Origin of the sequence: Maribacter stanieri (assembly GCF_900112245.1) — a bacterium.
Classification (GTDB): Bacteria; Bacteroidota; Bacteroidia; order Flavobacteriales; family Flavobacteriaceae; genus Maribacter; species Maribacter stanieri.
The window spans coordinates 595,531-620,410 of sequence record NZ_FOYX01000002.1; the positions used below are offsets into that span (position 1 = coordinate 595,531).

The 24,880-nt window shown below is 35.5% G+C and carries 19 protein-coding genes; 4 read left to right on the top strand and 15 right to left on the bottom strand.

Going from position 1 to position 24,880, the window contains the following annotated elements:
• Positions 1–41: 41 nt before the first annotated feature.
• The 3 genes from BM296_RS13115 to BM296_RS13125 all read left to right on the top strand — a co-directional run bounded on the left by BM296_RS13115 (position 42) and on the right by BM296_RS13125 (position 1,482).
• Complete coding sequence (locus BM296_RS13115) at positions 42–227, top strand: YgaP family membrane protein (protein ID WP_091903503.1); 186 nt, start codon at positions 42–44, stop codon at positions 225–227.
• Positions 228–506: 279 nt separating this feature from the next.
• On the top strand, positions 507–1,067 hold the full coding sequence (locus BM296_RS13120) for a YeeE/YedE family protein (protein ID WP_091903505.1): 561 nt from the start codon (positions 507–509) through the stop codon (positions 1,065–1,067).
• Position 1,068: 1 nt separating this feature from the next.
• The gene (locus BM296_RS13125) at positions 1,069–1,482 is read left to right on the top strand and encodes a DUF6691 family protein (protein WP_091903507.1); all 414 of its coding nucleotides are present in this window, start codon (positions 1,069–1,071) and stop codon (positions 1,480–1,482) included.
• A 14-nt stretch (positions 1,483–1,496) separates the two neighbouring features.
• Here BM296_RS13125 and BM296_RS13130 read toward each other — a convergent pair whose 3' ends face one another.
• The 15 genes from BM296_RS13130 to BM296_RS13200 form a co-directional block, all read right to left on the bottom strand.
• The gene (locus BM296_RS13130; protein WP_091903509.1) at positions 1,497–3,248 is read right to left on the bottom strand and encodes a hypothetical protein; all 1,752 of its coding nucleotides are present in this window, start codon (positions 3,246–3,248) and stop codon (positions 1,497–1,499) included.
• On the bottom strand, positions 3,241–5,436 hold the full coding sequence (locus BM296_RS13135) for a tryptophan-rich sensory protein (protein ID WP_245787016.1): 2,196 nt from the start codon (positions 5,434–5,436) through the stop codon (positions 3,241–3,243). The genes BM296_RS13130 and BM296_RS13135 overlap by 8 nt, the downstream gene beginning before the upstream one ends.
• A gap of 23 nt (positions 5,437–5,459) precedes the next feature.
• On the bottom strand, positions 5,460–6,758 hold the full coding sequence (locus BM296_RS13140) for a BatA domain-containing protein (RefSeq protein WP_091903513.1): 1,299 nt from the start codon (positions 6,756–6,758) through the stop codon (positions 5,460–5,462).
• Between the two features lies 1 nt (position 6,759).
• On the bottom strand, positions 6,760–7,659 hold the full coding sequence (locus BM296_RS13145; protein WP_091903515.1) for a DUF58 domain-containing protein: 900 nt from the start codon (positions 7,657–7,659) through the stop codon (positions 6,760–6,762).
• Positions 7,660–7,754: 95 nt separating this feature from the next.
• Entirely contained in the window at positions 7,755–8,759 is a 1,005-nt protein-coding gene (locus BM296_RS13150; protein ID WP_073245979.1) for an AAA family ATPase, read from the bottom strand.
• 10 nt (positions 8,760–8,769) lie between these two features.
• Complete coding sequence (locus BM296_RS13155) at positions 8,770–9,390, bottom strand: DUF4159 domain-containing protein (protein WP_073245342.1); 621 nt, start codon at positions 9,388–9,390, stop codon at positions 8,770–8,772.
• Between the two features lie 93 nt (positions 9,391–9,483).
• Positions 9,484–10,800: a TldD/PmbA family protein gene (locus BM296_RS13160; protein WP_091903517.1), complete on the bottom strand. Its 1,317-nt coding sequence runs from the start codon at positions 10,798–10,800 to the stop codon at positions 9,484–9,486.
• Positions 10,801–10,828: 28 nt separating this feature from the next.
• Positions 10,829–12,469, bottom strand: a complete 1,641-nt coding sequence (locus tag BM296_RS13165) for a TldD/PmbA family protein (RefSeq protein WP_027067578.1) — start codon at positions 12,467–12,469, stop codon at positions 10,829–10,831.
• 345 nt (positions 12,470–12,814) lie between these two features.
• A complete protein-coding gene (locus BM296_RS13170) occupies positions 12,815–13,564 on the bottom strand; it encodes a LytR/AlgR family response regulator transcription factor (protein ID WP_091903519.1) in 750 nt (249 codons plus the stop codon).
• 6 nt (positions 13,565–13,570) lie between these two features.
• Positions 13,571–16,591, bottom strand: a complete 3,021-nt coding sequence (locus tag BM296_RS13175) for a ligand-binding sensor domain-containing protein (RefSeq protein ID WP_143099071.1) — start codon at positions 16,589–16,591, stop codon at positions 13,571–13,573.
• A 63-nt stretch (positions 16,592–16,654) separates the two neighbouring features.
• Positions 16,655–17,686 (bottom strand): hypothetical protein, encoded by a 1,032-nt coding sequence (locus BM296_RS13180; protein ID WP_143099072.1) that lies wholly within the window; start codon positions 17,684–17,686, stop codon positions 16,655–16,657.
• 9 nt (positions 17,687–17,695) lie between these two features.
• A complete protein-coding gene (locus BM296_RS13185) occupies positions 17,696–18,589 on the bottom strand; it encodes an SH3 domain-containing protein (protein WP_143099073.1) in 894 nt (297 codons plus the stop codon).
• 21 nt (positions 18,590–18,610) lie between these two features.
• Positions 18,611–19,174 (bottom strand): hypothetical protein, encoded by a 564-nt coding sequence (locus BM296_RS13190; RefSeq protein WP_091903528.1) that lies wholly within the window; start codon positions 19,172–19,174, stop codon positions 18,611–18,613.
• A 235-nt stretch (positions 19,175–19,409) separates the two neighbouring features.
• Positions 19,410–21,557, bottom strand: a complete 2,148-nt coding sequence (locus BM296_RS13195) for a VIT and vWA domain-containing protein (protein WP_091903530.1) — start codon at positions 21,555–21,557, stop codon at positions 19,410–19,412.
• A 284-nt stretch (positions 21,558–21,841) separates the two neighbouring features.
• Entirely contained in the window at positions 21,842–24,106 is a 2,265-nt protein-coding gene (locus tag BM296_RS13200; protein ID WP_091903532.1) for an alpha-L-fucosidase, read from the bottom strand.
• Between the two features lie 272 nt (positions 24,107–24,378).
• On the opposite strand from BM296_RS13200, the gene BM296_RS13205 reads away from it, so the two are divergent.
• On the top strand, positions 24,379–24,840 hold the full coding sequence (locus tag BM296_RS13205; RefSeq protein WP_091903534.1) for a pyridoxamine 5'-phosphate oxidase family protein: 462 nt from the start codon (positions 24,379–24,381) through the stop codon (positions 24,838–24,840).
• Positions 24,841–24,880: the final 40 nt, after the last annotated feature.

The following is a 24,880-nucleotide window of genomic DNA, read 5'->3' on the forward strand; positions in this document are numbered from 1 at the left end:
CACTTTAGTGGTGTTGTTGATTCTTCTAAAAATAGAATAACATGTTAAACACATATTTTAGAGTTATAGTAGGTACAATGGTTTTATTGAGTGTTGTATTAGCTGTCTATGTAAATATCAACTGGCTATGGTTCATCGTTTTTATAGGTGTAAATATTATACAGTCGGCTTTTACGAAATGGTGCTTATTAGAGACTATTCTTAAAAAATTCGGAATTAAAAATTAGTGAAATATTTAATTCATGTGATTTGAAACATGATTAATACTGTGTTAAACTTGTAAAGCTGGTCTTATCATTAAAAAAATAAAAAAGCAGCTCATCATTTACTCATAACATACCGAATTTCAGAATTTTACACTACCTAAACTTCCTATCGCAATTAGGTCTCTAATTCAGAAAATAGTAATTCATTTAAGTTAATGTCATTCTTATGTAACCTTGGTTACATAAGAATGATTTTCTTTGCGCTTTCTTTAGCGGTTTTGAACTTGAATTAAATAGATAATGAATTTACTATATGACCCATGGCCATGGTATGTGGCCGGACCTTTAATTGCCCTAACGATGTTTATTCTACTTTATGTAGGAAAACAATTTGGAATGTCTTCTAACCTTAGAACCATGTGTTCTATTGGTGGTGCTGGCAAATACTCAGATTTCTTCAAGTTTGATTGGCGAGCTCAACGGTGGAATTTGGTTGTTGTAGTTGGTGCTGTAATTGGCGGCTTTATCGCTTCCCAATTTATGTCTGATAATACAGTGAGAATTAATCCTGAAGTTGCTCAACAACTTTCTACCGATTACGGAATTGAAAGCTCCGGTGACGCATACTTACCAACAGAACTATTTGCTTCTGAACATCTTACAGACCCATTTGTATTGGCAATTTTAATTATTGGCGGATTCATGGTGGGCTTTGGTGCTCGTTATGCCGGTGGTTGCACCAGTGGTCATGCCATATCTGGACTCAGTAATTTGCAGTTACCTTCTTTAATTGCCGTTATCGGATTTTTTATAGGTGGCTTAGTTATGATTCACCTTTTATTCCCTCTAATATTCAGTTAATATGAAATATATAAGTTATTTAACTATAGGAATCTTTTTCGGTATCATCATGTATAAATCTGAAGCAGCATCGTGGTTTCGCATTTATGAAATGTTTCAATTTGGATCTTTCCACATGTATGGTATCATAGGCTCTGCACTTGTTATCGGTGTTATTGGTGTTCAAATCATCAAAAAATATAAAATAAAGGCCATTGGTGGCAATGAGATGAATTTACATCCAAAGACCAAAAGTGTTGCCCGTTATTTAATTGGCGGTATTATTTTCGGATTAGGCTGGGCGTTGGCAGGTGCTTGCCCCGGACCTATGTATGTGCTTGTTGGTGCAGGCTACTCCTCTATTCTTGTTGTTATTGGAGGTGCACTTTTAGGTACTTTAGTGTACGGATTAGTAAAAAATAAATTACCCCACTAAATTAATAAAGTGGTTTAGCCTTCGGCGGCTAGTTTTGGTGAAAGCCATAACCACCCTACCCCTAGCAGAAAGAGGATATAAAACAATAATTGAGAAACAGGACGGTCCACAAAAACCGTCCTGTTTTTTTGAGTTTCGTTTGCGAATTGCTTTTTATTAGCTGCTATAATCATGGTACTAGTTAAAGCTTTCCAATCATTCTTTTCAAAAACATAATATGAAAAGTCTGTACTATCATTTTCAACTTGTAATGTATTCCACCCTATTTTCTTCGGATAAACAGTGCCTGAATAGTGACTTGGCAGTAATGCCTTTTGAACAAGTGATACCGAAATACTATCTTCATTTATAACACCCAACTCCTCTAAGTTTGTTCGAACTTCAAAATGAAATGGCTCATCTTTTCTTGGAATTTTAGTGTTGGATTCCCATGAAACTGCCTGCCCTTTCTTCTTTGCAATCTTATCTAAAATGGTGGTCCATACACCATGGTATACTTCACTTTTTCCATTCAACAAAAGCTGATAACTACTTAATAGTGATGTTGTTGCAATTTTTCCGTTACCCATTTGTCGATACGCAGCAAGGTTTGATACTCCGTCTAAATCAATGGGCTCTACTAATAATTGCTCATCAAACTGATACGGGTACTTTTCTGTTTCTGCAGCATAAATAGGTAATATCACAGTGTTAATCCTATCGCTTTTAAATTTGAAATAGGCATCGCTGCTTCGGGTATTAAAAAGGAAATCACTTGGTTGAATAAATAGTCCTAAACCATGCTCTGCTATACTCTTTTCAAATCTAGATTTGGCTGATTTCCCTAAACTCATATACGTTTCGGAATCTGTAATAACGATGTCAAAATTTTGCAATACCACATCAGTAAATTGATAAACCGGTTGTGTTGGCGTATTAAAATATTCAAACTTATATTTTCCTTTTGTCAATTGACTTCTAACAATGACTTCATGTCCAGATTCCGCCAAGAAATTCTTCAGATATTTTGTCTCAAACGTGGGGAAGGTATTTAAGATCAGAACACGTAATGGTTCTTTTTTTAGCACTTTTATTGGAATCGGATTCGTTTCTAAAATAACGCCAACACTATCTTTAACCGCTAATTGATAAACATAAGCTCCAGCTACTTTTGGACGAGTAGTTAGGTTAAAATCTACATTCTTATTTTCAATAAGCTGAATAGAATCTAACCCGTTACTTCTTGAATCTTGTAGTACTAAAAATGACTTTTCTATAGGAGTTGAATAACTACCTGAAACCTTTAATTCACATCCCAATACAAGTTGTTCTGTATAGTTCAATCTTGTAACTCCCATTGGCGCAGCATTTGGAATATAGGTTGTGGGAATACTATCGAACAAATAAAAATCATACGGCTCAATACCATCACCAAGTACAATAACATTGGTAAGGGAATCAAGCTCTTTACGAATCAATTTTACAGGATTATAATCTAAAACCTTTATACCCTTATAATAATTTAAAAGACTGTCTTTTACTACGGCATTATAATTATCGGTCAGCACTAATGCCTGACTATCATTAATCTCAACTTCTTTTGTGGGCTCTAGAATTAATATACCCAATGCCAAGATTGTTATCAAAGCCACAATAGAATTTACAACAAAACGACCCCTTTGTTTTGTTTGCCATTCTTTCCAAACATAAATATTAAAAACTACTAATCCGCAAAGTAAGATGGGGATTATAAGCTCTTTTTGTAAAAATGAGAAACCATCAATCATACACCTCTAGTTGTTTAAGAAACAATGAATTGATTTCGTCTATATACTCTTTTTTAGCTCCTGGTATTTGCGGTGTTTTCGGTAATGCTGATAACAATCCCTTTTGAACGAATTTATAATTATTCATTGTTCGCCCCGTATTATTCTCAATACGTTTTAAGCCTTGTAAGACTTGTAAATACTTACTTGGGTTAACTATTGCTAATTGCCCCAATTCATTGCCTGCAGCAGTGAAAAGTGCATTATCAGCCTCATTAAAAGTGCTTTCTTGCTGTATTAACTGTTCTAAACGAGCAACAGCATTCTCTAATGCTTCAAAAGGATTTTCCACCTCTTTGGTTTCGTTCTTTCGATAATTCTCAATTTCCTTTATAGTGCCAGTAAGCCTATTTTCTTCTTTAATTGGCGGTGGGTCAAAACCAATTCTATGTACATAAATACGGGCACTGTTTTTTATTTCTTGAATAAGGGTCAGTGCATCATATTGAAATGGCAATGATTTTTCTGGTTCATTTAATCGTAAATGCAATTCGGCATCCCACATGATATTCAAAGCTTTTCGCAATTTTGTCTTCAACGATTCTTCAAATAAGGTAGATTCTTCTGGGTCATCATGATTATGAAGGTAGTCGTGCAAAGGGTCTTCTGCCTCTTCTGCTTTTTCAGCCGCAACCAAATTATGCTCATTATCACCATCATGGTCGTGCGAATATTCTTTTAAGATATTTTCTTGATCTTCAGCATGATCATGATCCTCACCTTGTTCATCACTTTTGATCTCAGCCGGAGCTTCTTCCATTTCAGATTCATCTCCCATAAACTGACCATACTTCAAACGCAGTGCTTTTTGGTCAAACCCCAGTTCATTACTTCTGGACTTAAATTCTTTGCTTGTAATGCTTGGCTTATCTTTTATTAACTTCTCGGTATCAATAATCAGCTGGCGTTGACTTCTAAAATAATCGGGCATTTGGTCAACGCCCAAAGTCCCTTCTACGCCAAATTGCTCACTCACGGTATCTTTTATAACTGCGAAATACGTTTCGCTACGCGCCACATTTCGCTTGGGTTGTTTTTCATCAAAGGCTTCAATGTAAAAATAGAGCTCGTCACCCAATTCCATCTTTAAGGCATTTAAATCTAGTGTTTTCTTAGCCTTCACCGATTTTACACCTTTCGAAATAGTTTCCTTGAAATTCAATTTCTCTTCCCTAAACTTCACCGATTCTCCAGATCCCTTACTCACGGTGGCTATGATATAGGCTTCGTCAATTCCGTAATCATCCGTAATTGCACTTTGTAGTTCGACAATCTTTGTATCTGAAAAATCAAAATAGGTGTATTGTTCTAATCCTAAAATCTCAATTTCTGGCGGATTATCGGGTATTGCTTCCAACGAGAATAAATCTGACGTAAATTCAATGCCTTCTTCATTCTTAAATTTAAAATTGTAGAAGCCTGATTCTGATACTACTTGCTGTATACGATACCCCTTTTCGCCTTTTTGCAACGGAATTAGTTCCCCCATTCGGTCTAGGTAGACCTCTTGAACAGGATTATCAAATTCCAACAACCACTGAACCGTAGCGCCAGCAATTGCCTTAATATTTGGGTTGCTTACCACAATGGTTCCTTTTCGTGTATAAGACGGATATGTAACACTAATATCTTGACTGAAAATTTTTGGAATGACGGACTTATCACTAATACTATCAGTTGCGACAAACTGAATTTGTGTTTCATTAGCAGAATTTCTTAAAACACTTTCTACGCTTTTAAACAAGTCTAATTTCTGAACCACAACTCCAAGTAATACCAACCCTAGCATAACTAGTACCGCCTGTTTCAATTTGTTTGGCGGTTGTATAGCACCAAGTCTTTTAGTAAGCTCTTCAGATACTTTATAGCGTTGTAACTTGGCAAGATTCGATAATGAATCTTCTGGTTGTAGTAACAAACCTGTACTAAAAGACGCCTCATCTATATGTGTATCTATATAATTGCCCGTGGTAGCTAAACTATGTTTCCAAGGCTTCTTTATTACTAGAATTATAACCATTGAAACTACAAAGCTTAAAATACCAACCCATAGATTTTTAGATACTAAATAGAAAAGAACGACAATGCCAACAGCATACAAAACAGCTTCTGCGTATGACAAGATTTGCCAACGCCTGTGAAATTTCATCAAGTGTAGTTTGCCTGATTCCATTACTGTGTTCGTTTATAAGCTACAAAGCGTTCTACAAATAATAACACCAAAAGAACAACCCATAAATACGGATTCAAACTCCAGCTGGCTTTGTGAGTTTTAGATGCTTTATTTTCTATGAAATTAGTTTTTAAGTCTGCTTCTGTGACTGAGCGAATATCTGCTTTAGCCTGTAGCTCTTTCACTTCTTTATTGACATCTAAAATACTAAGTAGGTTCTCTGTTAATCTCCCAGATACCGCATTTTCTGTGGTTATTCTTTCTGTTATATAAAATGTATTTTCATCTTCCCCTTTTATTATCAGCGCATTAGAAATGGTGTCGTTCTTAAATACAAGTTTTTTTCGAGCTGAAACTAAAGCAGGTTTAGTACTCAACCAAATCGTTAGATCACTTTCTTTATTCTTCAATACTTCGTTATCTAAGGAACTTTCGACTTTTATTTCTCTATTCAAATACGTTGATAAAGCTGCCAATGCTGCTGTTATATACCTTTTATCGGCACTTAGACTTTCTGCATAAACCAAAGAAACTTCTAGAGCAGGTTGTTGAATTAATGGGATTTTTGTTGAATTTGAGTTTGAACTTAAAACCTGTAAACTATCGCCATTAGATGTCAATTGGTATACATCACCTAATTCAATATACTTCGTTGCTATTTTTGAAGCTACCGGACTGTTATTAGCTGTAAATAATGTTATATTTTTCTCTTTCTGATATGCTATTAAAGGCTTTTCAACAGTTTGTGCCGAGTCCAAAACTATCCAGTTGATGTGATGGTTGGTTTCAGGTCTGGGTCCTTTTAGTCCTTTTGCATATCCGTTAGTAAAAACAATAATACTATCTGTTTGCAAGGCATCCATTTCTGATGCAAATGACCAGTAATCTGCACTATTAAAATCTTCTGAATTAGCATACTCAGTATCGTTTATGGGTAACCCTGATTGTAAAAGTCTTATTTCTTGATCTGCCTGCAAATCATTAAAACGAGCCATGAATTTTTCATTCTTTGCAAATTCAGGTTCAACAATATAAGTCAGTTTGCTGTTGTTCACTTTGGATTGCCATTGCGGTTTTGCCATGACCAAAGTAATCAGCGAAATAATCGCCATACGCAATAGCAACAACCACCATTCGTTTAATTGAATGCTGCTGGATTGTCTCGATTTTGATTCTGATAACAATTGCACGCTACCAATCTTTATAGTTTTCGCTTCTTTCTTACTCCATAAATGGATAGCTATTGGAACTAAAAGTCCCAATAAAGCCCATAAATACGAAGGTTGTGCGAATGACATATTAACCGAGTCTTTTACGTTGTTTTAAAAATAATTGTAATGCTTCACCCAAATGTGCATCCATACGAAAGACATAGTGATCGATTCCGTTCGAAAGCAATTCTTCTTTGACCTTTTTCAATCTGCTTTCAAGAGCAGCCAAATATTCTGTTTTAGATTTTTCGGTATCTACTTTTACTCGTGCTCCTGTTTCCAAATCTTCAAAAGTGATATTTGGTCCGTAATTGAAATCCATTTCTGCAGAGCCCATAATTTGAAGTACGACCACTTCATTTCTCGCAGATTTTAATCCTTTAATAAACTTTGAGATCTCCTCACCCGTTTCATACATATCCGTCAAGAAAAATATCAATTCTTTTCCTCCTCTATTTGGTATGCGTTTATTTGAAATATGGGTTTCTGGCCATTTACCAGTATTTGAAAGATTGATGAGTTCTAGCAATAAGCGATTGTAATGCTTTTTATCTGCTTTAGGGTAAATACTAACCACATCATTTTCATTGAGCGCGAAAAGACCAACAGAATCGCCCTGCTTTTGTGCCATGTAAGCTAATGTAGCTACTAGCACACGGGTAAAATCCATTTTGGACAAGGTATCTTCTTTATGTAACATCGATGCGCTGGCATCCACGATGAATTTTATGGTTACCTGACTTTCAATTTCAGATTGCTTGATATAATATCTACCGGAACGCGCCAACATTTTCCAATCTAGCAACCGAAGATCATCTCCTGGTTCATAGCCACGGTATTGACTAAACTCCATTCCCGGACCAACACTGGCACTTCTATTTAAACCAGAAGTAAACCCCTCAACCACAATTCTGGATATCAATGATAGCCCCGAAACGGTATTGATGATTTCTGGTTTTAATAAATCGTGATAGTCTTGTTTTGCCATTTACCCAATAATCGAGATTTGATTGATTTTATGCTTTCGCCGAAATCAAAATTAGATTTATAATTCAGTACCCTTCGGGCTTGCCCCTAGGTTGTTTATTTACCTTTTACTTCTATAGTATTTAATAAATGACTAGCAACTTTATCTGAAGTAATACCTTCTGCCTCTGCTCTAAAATTAACCAACACTCTATGGCGAAGTACTGGCAATGCCACACTTTTGATATCATTTAAGGTTACCGCTAACCTGCCTTCTAACAAGGCATTAGCCTTTGCCGTTAAGATCATAGCTTGACCTGCACGCGGACCTGCACCCCAATCTACCCAGTCTTTCACATAAGAATCTGTTGTAGTTTCCGGTCGAGTAGCGCGAATGATATCACTTACAAAAGTGATGAGTGCATCGCTTATAGAAATTTCACGAACAAGCTGTTGTAAACGCACTATATCTTCTCCAGAAATTACTTTATTCAGTTTCTTTTTAAAGGTTCCTGTAGTAGCTTTTAAGATTGCTTCTTCATCTTGCTTGGTTGGATATCCTATTTTGATATACAGTAAAAAACGATCTTGTTGTGCTTCTGGTAATACAAAGGTTCCTGATTGTTCTATAGGGTTTTGAGTTGCTAGAATAAAAAATGGCTTGTCTAAGGGATACGTTTTATCGCCATAGGTTACTTCAAATTCTTGCATTGCCTCTAATAACGCTGCCTGTGTTTTTGGTGGTGTACGGTTAATTTCATCAGCCAAAATAATATTGGAGAAAATAGGTCCTTTGTTAAACTTAAAGAACTTTTTACCTGTAGTGTGGTCTTCTTCTAATATCTCGGTTCCAATAATATCCGAGGGCATTAAATCTGGCGTAAACTGTATTCTTTTAAATTTTAAATCAATGGCATTCGCCAATGTTCTGATCATTAAGGTTTTTGCCAAGCCAGGTACACCCTCTAACAAAGCATGACCACCAGCCAAAAATGTAATTAGTAATTGAGAGACTGTCTCTTCTTGACCTATAATTACTTTTCCTATTTCTTGTTTTAAGGCTTTCAACTTACCTGAAAGCATTTCTACCTCATCTGCTATGCGCTGTAATTCTTTATCCATTAAAATCTGTTTATGAGGTAAGGGCATATAATACTATGTTGACCCCAAACCGTGTATTGTCTATTTTATACCAACGCTTGTTTCTAAAATCATAATCCCACTCGCAACCATAGTCCTTATTACTATATAAGACTCCTATTCTACCGTTAACTTCTATTGCCTTTAAATAATCATGCACCAAATCATCTCCCCAACCATTCAACTCTTGCGAGGTTGTTGGCGGACCGTCTTCAAAATCGAAGAAAATAGAATAGATTTCGTGATCGTTGGGTATCTTTTTTAATTCGGACGGACCAAATATTTCCTCCATCTGCCTTTCAAAAGACTTTGCAAAAAGACCATCAATATCATGATTGCAATCATCGGCAAAAACGAAACCACCATTCCGTACATATTTTTCGAAATTCTCTTTTTCCTTCTTGGTAAACTCCACCAATTTATGTCCGGAGATATAACAAAACGGACTCTTGAAAATATCATCGCTTGCCAAGGTTATTATCTTTTCTTGAGTATTTACTTTCAACGTAGTATACTCAACCAAAGAATTCAACAAGTTGGAAGGCATACGCTGATCTACATCCCAATCGCCGGATTCATATTGTAACCTAGTAAAGAAAAATTCGTTGTTCAAAAGTGTATCGCTTATTTTATAATGAAGCTGCAAAAAGAAAACTGGTTGTCGTGAAGTTTCACAAACAACCAGTTTTAATTATAATTCTATCACCTATACCGCATCAGAAAGACTGGTGAACGTAAAGTCGCGAACCTTCATATATGGTATTAAATTACCATTGATACGCACCTGTTTACCAAGCGTTTCTAAATTGTTTAACATGATTATAGGACTCTCATTAAACCTGAAGTTTTTTACAGGATATTTAATTTTTCCGTTTTCGATATAGAACGTTCCATCTCTAGTTAGTCCTGTATACAGTAAAGTTTGTGGATCTACACTACGTATATACCATAAACGTGTAACCAAAATTCCTTTTTTAGTACTCTTGATCAAGTCCTCTAAACTAGCATCACCACCAGCCATGATAACATTGGTTGGGAAAGGAACAGGATCTACTCCTTTTTCTTTTGCCCAAAAACGATCGTAAGCTAAATTTTTAACCGCTCCATTTTCTAACCAAGTTGTTTTCTTTAGCGGTTGTCCTTCTCCATTCCAAGTAGCTGTTGGCACTTCTGGATTCAGTGGGTCTGACCAAATATTTACACGCTCATCTACAATCTTTTCTCCTAATTTGTTTGCTCCATCTTTGCCAGACATAAAACTTCTACCCTCATCTGCAGAACGTGCATCTAAAGACCTGAACATATTACGTAACAAATCTGAAGAAGCAGCAGGTTCTAAAATAACCGTGTATTTACCTGGTTCAATAGCTTTTGCCTCTCTAGACAATACCGCCTTGTCAATCGCTGTTTTAGCAGCTTCATCAGCATCAAATTTTGTTACATCATTAAAATCTCTAGAAACCCAACCAGAACCTGTACCATCATTAGTACGCATGGTTACTGTAAAATCTACATCGGTAGATTGATTGTATGCGAACAATCCTTTTGAATTGATCATAGCACTAAAACCGGCAGAATCATTTAAAAATCCTGCTGCAGTTACATCTTTTGCATCTGCTGGAATAATACTACTACTAGCTACTTCTGCCCTGTATTCTGGGGTTATGTTAGCTGTTGCTTCACTAAAACTAATAGATTCATCGTACATCTGTGGACCCAAAGGCTCCATAAATTCTGGATTCTCTGGTGAAAGGTTTGCCAATTCCTCAGCTCTTCTTACCACTTTTTCTAACGATGCATCATCAAATTCATCGATAGTTGCCGTACCAGATTTTTTTCCAAAGCTAGACTGTACAGCCAAACTTTGATTGGAACTAAAACCTGATGTTGATACCGTATTACGTGCATATCTAATATTACCGCTATTATAACCGCTTAAATTAATCTCACAGGTATCGGCTTTGGAAAAGCTCAATGCTTTCTCCAATATTTTTCTTGCTTCTTCTTTTGTATAAATTGCCATTGTTGTTCTGTTTTAAGAGTATCCCTAATTAAATAGTTCTACCTGTGTTAATTACGTTTACATCATTGAACCTTGCGGTAGAACTACCGTGAGACACAGCACTAGATTGTGATGGCTGACCCTTACCGTCAAAGAAAGTTCCAAACAAACGGTAATCGCTTTCATCGCAAATCTTAACACAAGAATTCCAGAACTCCTGAGTATTAGATTGGTAAGCTACATCTTCTAGCATGCCAACAATTTCACCATCTTTAATCTCATAAAACACTGTACCACCAAATTGGAAATTGTAGCGTTGCTGATCAATAGAATAAGATCCACGACCCGCGATGTAAATACCTTTCTCAACATCTTTAATCATCTCAGAAATAGAATATTTTTCCTTTCCTGGTTCTAATGATACATTTGGCATACGTTGAAACTGAACATCGTCCCAACTTTGAGCATAGCAACAACCATGAGATTCATTTTGATCGATCATATGAACTTGATCACGTATTGCTTGGAAATTTGTTAGTACACCATTACGTACTAAATCCCATTTCTTCGTTTTCACTCCTTCATCATCATACCCAACAGCACCTAAAGAACCTACTTGAGTTTTATCGGCAACAAGATTTACTACATCACTACCGTATTGGAAGTTTCCAGATTTTAATTTATCTAAAGATGCAAAACTTGTTCCTGCGTAATTAGCTTCATAACCTAGTACACGATCCAACTCTAATGGGTGACCTACAGATTCGTGAATTGTTAGTCCTAAGTGATTAGGCTCTAAAACCAAATCATACTTACCGGCATCAACCGATTTAGCAGTTAATTTCTCTTTTGCCTGTTTTGCCGCAATGGTAGCATCTTCTACCATATCATAACTATTTCTATATAAACGTAGACCTGCTGGACCTTCTAGTTTTTCAGATTCTAAGCCATCCATATATTCATACCCCATACCTACAGGAGCACTCATGTTCTCTCTAGTCTTAAAGTTTCCTTTAGCTTTATCAATAGCAGTCACTCTAAACGTAGGCCATAATCGGTGAATATCTTGATCAATATAAGAACCGTCTGTAGAGGCAAAATACTTCTGCTCATTAACCATGAATAAAGCAGAGTTAACATAATCAGCACCATTGTCCAATGCAGCTGCGTTTGCAGTCAATAATAAATCTACTTTTTCTGAAACCGGTACCTCTTTGAAATTCTTTTTTATAGGTGTTTTCCAAGAAACCTCACCGTATGCATTTACAGGGGCTAGTTTAACTGGATCTTTTTGAATTTTTGAATTTGCTTTTGCAATAGCAACTGCCTGCTCCGTTGCCTTTTTAATTCCGTCTGCAGTAACACTATTTGTTGATGCAAAGCCCCAAGTGCCATTAGCTATTACACGAATACCTATACCAAAAGATTCTGTATTCACTACATTTTGTACTTTATCTTCTCTAGTAAACACATACTGGTTTAAGTATCTACCTATTCTAGCATCTGCATATGTAGCTCCTAAAGACTTAGCTGTATTTAGGGCAACATCCGCCATGTTCTTTTTAATCAAAACATCCATTCCTGGTTCTAGTAAAGCTTCCGTCGGGATATCATTACCTAGCAATAATGAAGGCATCATTAAAGCTCCGGCACCCAGCCCGGCGTACTGTACAAAATCTCTTCTTTTCATGTGTTAGTTTTAAATTGGTTCTCAAGGATAGATATTCTAAGTGGACATCTTACCTCAACATTTATGGTATTATGAATGTTATAATTGCAAAACTGTATTACTATAACTAAAGACAAAACTTAATATCATCCTTCACAGAATTCGTGACATTAATTACAGCTCTCTAAAAATAGACAGGGTTTTTTAACAATTATGTTAACCTTAACATAAAATATAACTTAAAAATAAGTTTTTGAGAATAATGTAAAAATGGGGTGTTGATTTTTTGTTTTCTCAACTAACTAGAAAAAAAATTAATTATTGATATTCTATAAAGTGATTAGAATACTCTCTTCTAAATTTCACCTACCGATGCATCTTATCTAAAATCTCAATAATCTCAGTTTTCTTGCGGACGGATACCGGAACATTCTCTCCATTTTTCAACATTAAATAACCACCATCAGTTTTTATGTAGGCACTTATGCATTGAAGATTTACTAAATGACTTTGGTGTACGCGTACAAAATCGTGACTACTTAAAAGGTCCGCAAAGTACTTTAAGGTCTTTGTTACGAAAATCTTGCGTTTATCTTGAAGGTGGAAAATGGTATTATTACTATCGGATTCACACCGAATGATATCATCTAGACTAACAATGATAATCTGGTCTAGCGTGTGTAACGATATTTTATTGGGTTTTTTCTCGGGTGCAGAAATAGTCTCCTTTAAAATTTGTAAACGTTCTTTATTGGGCTGTAACTGCTCTTTTGCCCTCGCGATTGCCAAACTCAAATCTTCGTTTGAATAGGGTTTTAATACATAGTCGATTGCGGCAAATTTAAAGGCACGTATAGCAAACTCATCACTTGCGGTTACAAATATTATCTTGGATTTTAAATCGGGGAAAATCTCTAAAATATCAAACCCTGTACCATCACCCAGCATGATATCCAGGAACAGAATATCTGGTTGATTTTTACGCAATACCTTGGCAGCTTCCACTACACTCTGTGCTGTGGCGATAATTTCAATATCTGTATGTTGCGTCTCTATATCCTTCTTTAAAAGGGTTAAAGCGTCAATCATGTCTTCTACTATAATCGCTGTATGCATAGGTTTCTAATAATCTGTTAGTAATGGTATTTTAAAGGTAATCTTGGTGCCATCAATGCTACCATCTTCATTCTTAATTTCACTTATGTGCAGGATATTCTTTCCTGCTATTGATTCTAATCGTTCTTTGGTCACGGTCAATGCCATTGATTGATGGTCTGTTTTTGGCTTTTCATTTTGCGATTTAAAAATACCCAAACCATTGTCAATTATACTGCAATGCAAATGTGTTTTAGAAGTAGTAAACCCAATCGTAAGTTTACCTGGCTTATCGCCTTTTAAAATTCCATGTCTAATCGCATTCTCTACAAAAGGCTGAATCAACATTGGCGGAATTAAAATCTCTTCTGCATCTGGTGTCGTTTGTATATCTATAGCATACTCAAAAGGTTTTTGTGCCATCAGCTTTTCTACTTCTACATAATGTCGCAATGCCTTTATTTCTTGGTCTAAACTGATATGCTCCTTTCTAGAATTCTGAAGGGTTTCTCTAAGCAGAATGGCAAAGCTATTAATGGTCGCATCCATCTTTTCTGGTTTCGTACCTGCCATAGCTTTTACCCCATTCAACACATTGAATATAAAATGCGGATTCATCTGTAATTGCAATGCTTTCTGTTCTAAGGTCAAAAGGTAATTCTGAGTTTTCAAGCGTTCTTGTTCTGCTTTGTTCTTTGCTTTTATCTTACGAATGTAAAACAAGCCAATACCCAATAACACTACAATAGCCAATGCCAAAACAGACCATTGAAACCAGTCTTTTTTGTACAGCGGACTATCAATAAAAAAGCTAAATTTTATTGGCTCGCTTTCTTGCCATCTAAAGTTTCTAGATTGTACAGAAAAATCATGTGGACCATATGCCAGACCAGCAAAATTCTGTTTGTTTTCTTTTACCCACGGACTCCACTCTGTATCATCTAATTTTGTTCTGTATTCTATTTCATTGGGGTGGTCAACATCTACCGTTCTAAAGGAAAAACCTAGTTGCGTTTGATCAGGAGTTAATTGCAATACCTTGTTACTATTCGTCCAGTCTTTTAAAACTAATGAATCTATATTTTTATAACGCTCCTCTACCCCCGTAAAATATACCGTTGGTGGTAACGATGCTTTCTTACTTTCACTTGGTATATGTTTTGTTAGCCCATAAATAGCACCGAACCACAGATTACCTTGTTCATCTTTATCTACCGCATTTAAACAGGTTTCTATCCCTAGAAATCCGTCATTTCTACCAAAGTGATATACGTCTGCAATCTCATTAGCTTTGTTCAATTCTATTTTATCGACTCCCCTTTCTGAGCCTGCCCACAGATACCCTTGATCATCAAAAATGAGCTGATAGATATTATTTGAAGATAAATTCTTGCTTCCTTTTAATTGTTGAAAATTTACGGGATTGGTGCTATTTGCATACCAAATACCTTTACCAGAAGTACCTAAGTAGATAGTTTCTTCATGGAAAAAAATTGTACCAATAGCTGTTTGCTGCTCCAAATCAGTTTCAATACTCGTCACCTTATTATTTTCTATATAGCCCAAATGACCATTTTGTGTGGAATACCACAGCTTACCATCTGGACTTTTAACCATGCCTTTTATCAGCATGTCGGTAATTCCATTTCGCTTAGAAAAGGTTTTTCTAACCACCAGGCTGTCATTGTCAGAGTAGTAATTGAATTTTACCATACCATGAGCATAGGTAGCTGCCCATATAAAATCATCATCGGTAATTACGGTACGCACCCAATCTGACGGAAAGCCTTTGCTTTCATCAATAATATGATTGGCGGTTCTTTCAACGGAAACCGTATCTATCTGAATTAAAAAAGTTTCGCTTGACGAGAACACCAAACTATCGACCATTTTAGTTTCACGAAATAGCAGTCCTCTATTATCTGACCCAGCCCAAATATTACCTTTTGAATCGCTATCAATCGTTTTAATCTTTACATCGAAAAAGGAACCATCGCTTGGTAATGAATGAATACCTGAAGAATCTATTTTTGATAATCCAGCTTCTGAAGTGGAAAACCATAATCCGTCTGGGGCATTATGAACCGCATAAATACGATTGCCTTTTAAGCCCGTTCGTTGGTCATAATGCTTAAAATTATTCTGAAAGTATTTGTAAAATCCGCCACCAGAAGTTGCAATCCAAAGGTTACCATTATCATCATTAATGACTTTTCTTATATGCGGAGTTGCTAATCCACCAGCCGTATTTAATCGTTTTATCTCTGAAAATTTTTTGGTCTCTACAATCGTAATACCATCATTATCAGTGGCTATCCATAATTCATCTTCATTTTGAATTGACATGGAATTGATGCGCGATGGTTCTGGCATTAAAAACTGATTATCAGTATTCTCTGCGTCCATTATGAAAACGCCATCATCAAATGTTGCGGCAATTATCTTGTTATTATGTAATAGAACCGACTTAAAATTATTAACCTCAACTTTCAATTGTTCAGTTGCAGATTCACTTAGTTCATTCAACTTCCATAAGGCATTGTTGGTAGCTAACCAATACCAATTTCCATCAAAAAGTATGGTGTTAATTTCACTTCTATCAATCTCTGGATTGATAGTGATTTTTTGAAGTTCTTTGTTTTTAGCATACCTATAAACTCCCTTTTTAGTTCCAATGAATAGAACGTTTTTTGCGGAATAGATTTGGAGTATTTGGGGAGATTCAAAATTTATAAAGCGATTCTTGACTTTTATAGATAGTCCTTTTCTACTCCCAACAAATAAAGAATCGTTTGATGTGTATAACGCATCTATGTAGTTAGAAGGTAATCCATCACTTTCATTCCAAACTTCAAAGACATCTCCGTCAAAATTTGCTAATCCGCCACCTTGTGTTCCCAACCACAAATAACCCATTTCATCTTGCAGTATATCATATACTTGAGACTGTGGTAAACCATCTGCAATTGTATAAGATCTTAGCTGACTGTTTTGCGCAAACAATTGTATTGTTCCGAAGAAACAAAACACAATCAATACGTATTTCAAATAAAGTTTCAAAAAAAGGTTTTCTATTTTAAGGTTTCAAGTATCATTTTAACGCTGATACCGTTATAATATTTGATACAGCGAAGGGTCATTTACCGTAACGCTTTGATATTCATTTTGGTCATTAGATTGCAAAATAGGTGCCAATACACACAGTACCGTTGTTTTTCCTTTTATTAATAATGTATTGCCTTCTACAGTACTTCTCCATCGGAATTTCTCTATCGGAATATTCAATTTAAAAAGTACCTCTGCCATTTCTGGCGATTCTGAAATCCAATCCATAATTGCCTCTTTGTTTTCCAATTTAGGCATATCATCCGTGTTGTCAAAAGTAAACTCCCAATCTACCGGAATATTAAATTTGAAACTGTACGCTTCACCAAAAGACGATTCTTGTCTTGTCTTTAAGGCTGTAAACCAATCGATATTTACATCTGGATACGCTTCCTTAAATTCTTTAGAAAGATAAGCAGGTCCTTTAGATTCTGCCGTTGGGTAATAGCCATAATATGGTTTCGCTAAATAATGTTCTGCAAATTTTCCGCCGAATACATTAAAGTATGTTGATGCAGATACTTGTTTTGCTCCCAACGTATTTTTTAATTCTTGTATCAAATCTTGATTTTCACCTAATCCACAAGAATGAAAAATCACTTCTGAATTCAAAGTAGCTTCATTTTTAATTGATTGAATTTCCTGTTCTTGAATAGCATTTCGTAAGGTCTTCACCGTAATTCGCTCACCAGATTTTGTTGTCTTTAATGACACTCCTAACCAAGCATTACTATGGCTAACAATATGTATTTCTTTAAAACGAATGTGATTCTCCTCTGCTCTATTTATAAAATTTATAATCTCATCTATAGAAAACAAATCCGCTACAACCTGCATTTCTATCTTAGTGAAATACCGTTTTGCATTCGTGTAATACGTATTATCACCTTCATCAAAACCTGCAATAAACACTATAGATTCTTGCACTTTCGCTCTGCTAAAAGGCGATGCAAGCGCCGTCTCCGAGCTTTTCGAAAACGGCTTCTTGCAGCCTAGCACTAAAACACAAACCAATACCAAGATTGTATACTTATTCATTTTTATCTTTTAATAGTCCGTACTTACTATAGCATCTTTTGTAATTGCCTGAGCCTTTTCCTTTTTCATCAACTTAGAACCATTCCAGGTATACGGAGTTGTAATGAATTCTACATTGTTCTGAGACAAAGCATCATCTAGTGTTTTGATGTTTTTTGTAATGGTAGTCTTCAATAAAATAGTACTCTTAACACCTTGCATATCCGATGGAAAAACAAAAGACTCTGTCTTCAAATAATTGGTGTCTGCATAGTCAATTAAACTAGCCACTTTTTTAAATCGTCCGTTATTCCAAAAGATATAGCTTTTCCCTACTTGGTAACCCGAATCCGAATCGGCTAAATCTACCGTAATTACATCTTCTACGTTGAATAAACCTAAACTACCATGGTTTTCAATATGAACAGGAATTGCACCAAGGCTATCTAAAACCATCTTGTCTAACTGCACTCCATTTTTAAAAGCACGTAATTGGTATTTTGCTTCTGCAACGCCCGACGCATTCAATGCAATACTTTCATACCCATATACAAACTTCACCTGATTGTCTGCAATGCTTCCAAAGGATTTTTGAGCAATCATTCCTCCCCAAACCCATCCGGTCTGGTCTCCTGTTGTTACTCTGTACCAGTGGCTTTTTATACCGTCAATTTCCTTGGCATACAAACTCTTTTCCCAAAGCACCATTTTAGTACCAATATCTAAAAGTGTTATCTTTTCACTTCTAACAGAGGGCTTTTCACGAAGGAAAACTTTGTGCGCCAATAAATATTCATAGGTTAGTTCTTCTGTTGGAATTTCTTTGTCCATTATCTCAAATTCTACTTCTTGTGCGTTTTGAGCGAACATGTTTACAAATGCAAATAAGCATAGGAATAAAGCACTTTTCTTTAAATTTCTCATAATTCTAAATTTTAAGGGTTATTAATAATTAATTGCAGTAATAGCGTCTTCTGTATCAAAGTCATCATCGTTCCAAGCAATGCTGCGAAGCACCTTAATGTCTTTGATCGTAAATGTTTCTGTGTATTGTAATGCTGCTCTTAGAATTGTTCCTTCCTTGCCAAATGACTGATTAGGAAAAATGTAGTGTATATCTGAAATAGGTTCATACCCATATTCATTTTTGACACTTGGTAGCGCGATAAAATCATTATCATTGGTTACCAAATAATAGAACTCTTCTGTACTTGCGCAACAAGCGGAATATTCTAGGGTTACTTTTAGTACTTCTGATACATTTTCTAATTCAGGATTCTTTAAAACTGAAATGCGTATTTCGTCTAACAATCCAAAATCTGAAATAGTCAATATCCCTAAGCTATTACCTGGGTTCTCTGATACAATTACATCTAGTGCCCATGTATCTTCTTCCTCTTGTCCAATAGTTCTTTGGTTGGCTACATTGTATTTATCCGTTAATTGAAACTCTTGTGCATTGGTAATACAAACACTTAGTACAGCGATAAATAAGATTAAATTTTTCATAGTATTTATTTTAGTTGTTTTGTTTCTATACCTCTAAATTAGGGTAGACATAGCGTGTTTTAGATGCTGTTCTAGTATTCGTAGACCTTCATCTAGAATTCGTTGAATGCTCCGTATTACTGGGCATGAAAGAGTACTATTTACTTGCTTTTACAAAAAGAAAAACCTGCAAGAATTTACATTCCTACAGGTCTTCTTCTCTCTACAGAGAACCAACTAACCAAAAACTAACTCACTACTTTTTCAAAGTCAATATCATTTCTTTTTGGACTGATTTCATAGCTATTTCAGAAAAGTCCAATCTTATCTTATCCTCAGAAATCCATTTTCCATTTTCCAGCTTTTCAACACCGACAATTTTACCTTGGGCATTAAATTTTATGCGTAGACTTTCATACCTACCTAAGTACTTTGTTACTAATTCTGAATACATCACTTTAAATTCCATCGTTACTTGTCTTTTGTCTTTTTTCTCTATTTTGTCTTCAAAAGTTATTGTAAAAGTTCGTTTGAACTTGCTGGTTTCTTTGACTACCGCTTCAGCCCCTACTGCTGAATTATTTACATTATTTGGCATTGGCAACGGTTGTTTTACTTTCATCAATGAACCGTCTTTATTAACTATGGCTACATCTACAGCAACAAACGAGGTATAATTGGTAACTAAGTTGTATTTAAGTCCTAATTCCACAACCTCAGCTTTCACATCTTCATTAAACAGCTTCTTGTAATCATCTAACTCCCCTATTCGCTTTCTAGCCCACAAATAACCCAATGCTTTGTTCCGCTTGCTTAACTGTCCATCAGATACATTGTAAACTTCTCTAAACCGCTTCTTACCTTGATATCCGGTGACAATAATTTTCCCTTCTGCCTTGCCTCTATATTTACCATGAATTATTACCGGTCTTGCTGCAAAAACATCTGGTATACTTTTTTGAGCTAGATCATACATATCAAATCCTTTAGATTCAATTTTTACTCGTGTCAATAATGGTGTGGCAATGTAGTTAGCAAAGTCTTTGGCTACTTCTTGCGCTTCCTCCGAAGTTGTCGCAATGAAAGATTCGCTATTCGATACTTTAGCCATACCCTCAATTAAATATCTATTTACACTAGAACCTATACCAAAAGTGAAGACATTTGCTTGATCTAGGTTTGAACTAATAAGCTCAAAAGCTTCCTTCTCGACGCTTACATACCCGTCAGTTATAATTACCATAGAACGGGCAACGTTTAACTCTTTCCTTGGTAATTTGTATGCTTCATTCAGTGCGCTTAATAATTGTGTTCCGCCACCGCCTTGACCTTCCGATAAAAACCGAATAGCAGCTTCAATATTCTGTTCATTAATCTCTACCGGAGTGGGACTGAAAATTGTTGAGCTCGATGCGAATAACTGCACATTAAACGTATCTGTCATTCGTAATCCGCATAAAAGATTACGCATTAGTTCTCTTGACACCTCTAAAGGATACCCATTCATAGAACCCGATACATCAACAATAAATAAATACTCACGCGCCGGAATGTCTTCTAAAACAACATTCTTGTTCGGTTCCATTTGATAGGTAAAGAAATTTTCGTCTTCGCCTTCGTATAGCAGTAAACCCGATTGTATTTGGTTGCCGCTTAGGTTGTATTTCAAGATGAAATCTCTGTTCGATGGATTTTTATTTTCCTCGGATAAAAAAACCTCAGCAGTCTTCGCATCTGGATAATTGACATTTACATTATGTGTAGTACTATTCATATTCTGAATGATCATACCCGCATTTAGGGTAACTGTCATATCAAAATCAAAACTATCTGCAATACCCTTAGCCGTATATGGCATATTGAAGCTTTCTTCATTTTCAGCACTTTCTCCAGTAAATCGTGGACCCACTACCGCTGGAGCAACGAACTGATATTCGCCATTTAGCGGTACTAACATTTCGGTATAGTAAATGTCGATCGTAATATCATCGCCAGGCATAATATTACCCACATTCATTTGAAATACATTAGGTCTATGTTGCTCTAACTTGGCAGCACGCTTACCTTCTTCAATTGCGCTATCGTATACTTTTTGAGCTTCTTGTTTTTCAAATATTTTGGCGTTCACAATTCGGTTGCCTATAGTCATTTGCATTTTATGTACCGCTGCTTTTGTAGAAAGGGGAAAGACATATTTAGCTTCAATTGCCTGGTTTCCTTTATTCTGATATACTTGCGTAACCTTTACATGGGCAATAGTACCCGAAATTTCAACTTCTGTTTTTGAAGATTTTAAGGGTATAACAGCATCTTCGGTAGATACCAATAAATAAGGACTATTATCGTACTGAGAAAAACCTGCGAAGAACGAGCAGCAAAGTATAATGGTGTAAAATAGTTTCATGATTGTTGAATTAGATTAATATTTCTTATTCAAATCTAACAGTGAACAATCGCTATATAGGGTGGCTTTTAGTATTCGTCGGGTATGAACTAGAATTCGTTGCTTCTAATAAGAGTCTAAATACTATTCAATCTTTAAAATACATTTTTAAGCTGGGTGCAGATAAAACGTAGAGATACTTGTAGTGCGCTGACAAAAAAATAATCAGCCACAAATTGGAGCAAAAAAATGGATTCTACCTCCATGTAAATAAGGTAGAATCCAATATTAAAAAGCAATAAAATTTATTTGTAAAAATCTAACTCGGCAATGGCTGCAGAATCATTTGCGCCTGCAATTTCTAAAGCCATTAGTTTAATATACCGTGTTGAAAATGAATTTTTAAACTTATGCATTCTAGGGGTAGGATCATTAATAAGATTACCAAACTCGAAATTTTCTATTGCTTTCCAATTTTGCCCATCCAAACTACCATAAATGATTCCTTTTTGAATCATTCCTGTAGCAACAGACGTTGGTGGTGTATACTTAAAAGCACTAATACTAGTCTGCTCCCCTAAATCTAAAGTAACATACTGTTTATTTATACGGTTCTTTTCAGACTGCCAAAAAGTATCTTTATTTTCATCAATTAGCATATCGCCATTATGTTCTTTAACTGAACCGTTATCATCAATTATTTTCCACTTATTTTTAAGTAAGCCAAAGTTGTGTTCAGACATACTGCCTACTTCACCATTCATAATTGCTAATGCCTTTACCATACCATTTGCAAATGCAAATGGCTCTTTATATTCTGTAGAACTTTCTGAAGGCAACTCACCGTTTGTGGTATATACAATTTTCATTCCCTTAGTAAGATTACCACTTGCATTTTCACCATGAGGATTCCATTTAAAATCAGCCATTTTAGGTGCTATATCCACTAATCCTAATTTTGTTCTATGCATCTCTAAAACGGGCGGTCTACTTTTGTAGTAATGCGCTGAAACATTTTGTAGAACCGGAATAGCCCTATAATCTAAAATGCGTAATCGAAATTTATTTGTTGTTACCTCAGGAAATCTAAGTATTCTTTTATACCCAATATTTGTACTAGAAACAACCTCTTGCCAGTCTCCATTTATCCAGACATCTAATGCATGTTTAGATACACGCTCACCATGCCTTTTAACATCTTCTTGAATGACAAACCTATTGATCTTAGCCTCTTTTGGTAGTTTAAACTCAAGTATTAATTTATCATTATCTAAAACCATAAATGTATCCTCATTGGCATCCAATAATTCTACAGGACCTTCGGCTTTTTCCAATAAGTCAATACCATAGGTTTCCTTAATACGCTTACCCGTTTCTTGCAAAACCTTAACATCTTTCTCAGAAAATATACCTTCTCTATTTGGCGGAATGTTCAACAAGAAAATTGAGTTGCCACCAACAGACCTTTCGTAGATATCAAAAACATCATCTGTGTTTCTTACCTGCTGTTCATCATCGTTTCTATAAAACCAACCCTCTCTAATAGACGTGTTTGTTTCTGCGGGTTGGTAATGCAAGTACTTCCCTTTCATTAGTTTATCTATACTTGCAACATCTTCACCAGTAATATCGGCGAACAAGTTCATTGTTCTTGGATCTTCGGTGTATGGTATCGCATTCCACTCCGTATCTCTGGTAGCTCCAGCCTCATTACCACACCATCTTGTGCCTTCTTTACCAAAAACAACCGCGTTAGGCGCCAAAGCTGTAATCAACTTCTTCCAGTCTCTATATTTGTACTGCTGTCCGCCTTTTCTCTTGGGATGGGCTCCATCAAACCAAACTTCGTCAATAGGACCATATTCGGTAAGTAATTCAAATAATTGGTTCAAGAAATACTCATTGTAGTCATCGACTTCAAATTCAAATGTTGTTTTATTTTCTAATGGACGACCTTCAACCTCTCTAGGAATTGTGCGTTTGGTATACTTACTTAAATTACCATATAACCCCTCTTTACTTTCAATTTGAAATAAATCTGCAGGCGACAAATAAACCCCTAATTTTATACCAAACTTTTTACAAGAAAGAGACAGCTCTTTTAAAATATCTCCTTTACCATCTTCAAAAGGTGAAGACATCACCCCATGTTTAGTATACCTACTTTGCCATAACACAAAACCATCGTGATGTTTTGCAGTTATTATAACCTTTTTCATACCGGCATCCTTCATTGCTCTGCACCACTGGTCAGTATCTAAATTTTTAAGATTAAAAACCGCTGGGTCCTCCATTCCATTTCCCCATTCCAGTTTTGTAAAAGTGTTTGGTCCAAAATGTACAAATGCTATAAATTCATCTTTCAGCGCATTCATTTGATTTTCTGATGGAATTACATGTGCTGCTTTTAGAAGAACAGAATCCCTTGAATCATCGTCATCAATTGGGATAGTATTAGCTGCTGGCAACAATATAGCTTGCTTTGAATTATTGGTACATGAAGAAAAAAACAGTACCAGAATGGTAATTTGTAAAACGGTGATAAAACTCTTTGTTGTTAGTTTGGTCATTAGTTTGGTATTTGATTTCTTTTGATTGCAATTAAAAAATTAGAACAACTTCAAATCTATTCTTTTTTTTTGGAAAGCTATATCTATTACTAGTACTCTAAAAGTGCTAAACATTTCTCTCAAAAAAGTAATTATTAAAAATAAAGCTTAACCATAGATATTGTCCTCTTTTATCAAGATTTAATGGTAGTTCTATCATAACTGACCAATATCATGTTCAACTACCGCTATGATCTATAATTTTAAGGCATCATAAATAATAATAATAGGTCATGAGAAGAAATTTGGATAAAAAGGAATGTGTAGCGCTCCTGGAAGAAAACTACGTTGGCAGATTAGCTTATATTTCAGGTGGATCTCCACATATTGTACCTATAACCTATTTCTATGACCCAGAAACCAATTCAATAACCAGCTATTCTTCTGAAGGTCATAAAATACAGGAGATGAGAAAAAACATAGCTGTTTGTTTGTCCATCGACGAAATAGCTTCTATCTCTAATTGGAAATCTGTGTTGGTTCAAGGTACTTTTGAAGAACTTTCAAGTATTGATGCCAAACATATGTTACATCAATTTTCTGATGGGGTAAAAAATGTGATTCGTAAAAAATATGGTGAGAACCCCAATTGTATTAGTGAGTTTTCAGCCAAAATAGATACCGAAGATGCACCCATTGTTTTTCGAATTCATATTACAGAACTAACTGGAAAAATTAGAATAACAGATATCTAAATATTAGATTGCTTTAAAAACAGTATAAAAAAAAGCTCTC

Coding starts and splice junctions, on each gene's coding strand:
- BM296_RS13115 (WP_091903503.1), top strand. CDS start 42: ATGTTAAACACATATTTTAGAGTTATAGTAGGTACAATGGTTTTATTG.
- BM296_RS13205 (WP_091903534.1), top strand. CDS start 24,379: ATGAGAAGAAATTTGGATAAAAAGGAATGTGTAGCGCTCCTGGAAGAA.
- BM296_RS13140 (WP_091903513.1), bottom strand. CDS start 6,758: ATGTCATTCGCACAACCTTCGTATTTATGGGCTTTATTGGGACTTTTA.
- BM296_RS13135 (WP_245787016.1), bottom strand. CDS start 5,436: ATGAAATTTCACAGGCGTTGGCAAATCTTGTCATACGCAGAAGCTGTT.
- BM296_RS13200 (WP_091903532.1), bottom strand. CDS start 24,106: ATGACCAAACTAACAACAAAGAGTTTTATCACCGTTTTACAAATTACC.
- BM296_RS13145 (WP_091903515.1), bottom strand. CDS start 7,659: ATGGCAAAACAAGACTATCACGATTTATTAAAACCAGAAATCATCAAT.
- BM296_RS13150 (WP_073245979.1), bottom strand. CDS start 8,759: ATGGATAAAGAATTACAGCGCATAGCAGATGAGGTAGAAATGCTTTCA.
- BM296_RS13130 (WP_091903509.1), bottom strand. CDS start 3,248: ATGATTGATGGTTTCTCATTTTTACAAAAAGAGCTTATAATCCCCATC.
- BM296_RS13190 (WP_091903528.1), bottom strand. CDS start 19,174: ATGAAAAATTTAATCTTATTTATCGCTGTACTAAGTGTTTGTATTACC.
- BM296_RS13125 (WP_091903507.1), top strand. CDS start 1,069: ATGAAATATATAAGTTATTTAACTATAGGAATCTTTTTCGGTATCATC.
- BM296_RS13195 (WP_091903530.1), bottom strand. CDS start 21,557: ATGAAACTATTTTACACCATTATACTTTGCTGCTCGTTCTTCGCAGGT.
- BM296_RS13180 (WP_143099072.1), bottom strand. CDS start 17,686: ATGAATAAGTATACAATCTTGGTATTGGTTTGTGTTTTAGTGCTAGGC.
- BM296_RS13170 (WP_091903519.1), bottom strand. CDS start 13,564: ATGCATACAGCGATTATAGTAGAAGACATGATTGACGCTTTAACCCTT.
- BM296_RS13160 (WP_091903517.1), bottom strand. CDS start 10,800: ATGGCAATTTATACAAAAGAAGAAGCAAGAAAAATATTGGAGAAAGCA.
- BM296_RS13185 (WP_143099073.1), bottom strand. CDS start 18,589: ATGAGAAATTTAAAGAAAAGTGCTTTATTCCTATGCTTATTTGCATTT.
- BM296_RS13120 (WP_091903505.1), top strand. CDS start 507: ATGAATTTACTATATGACCCATGGCCATGGTATGTGGCCGGACCTTTA.
- BM296_RS13165 (WP_027067578.1), bottom strand. CDS start 12,469: ATGAAAAGAAGAGATTTTGTACAGTACGCCGGGCTGGGTGCCGGAGCT.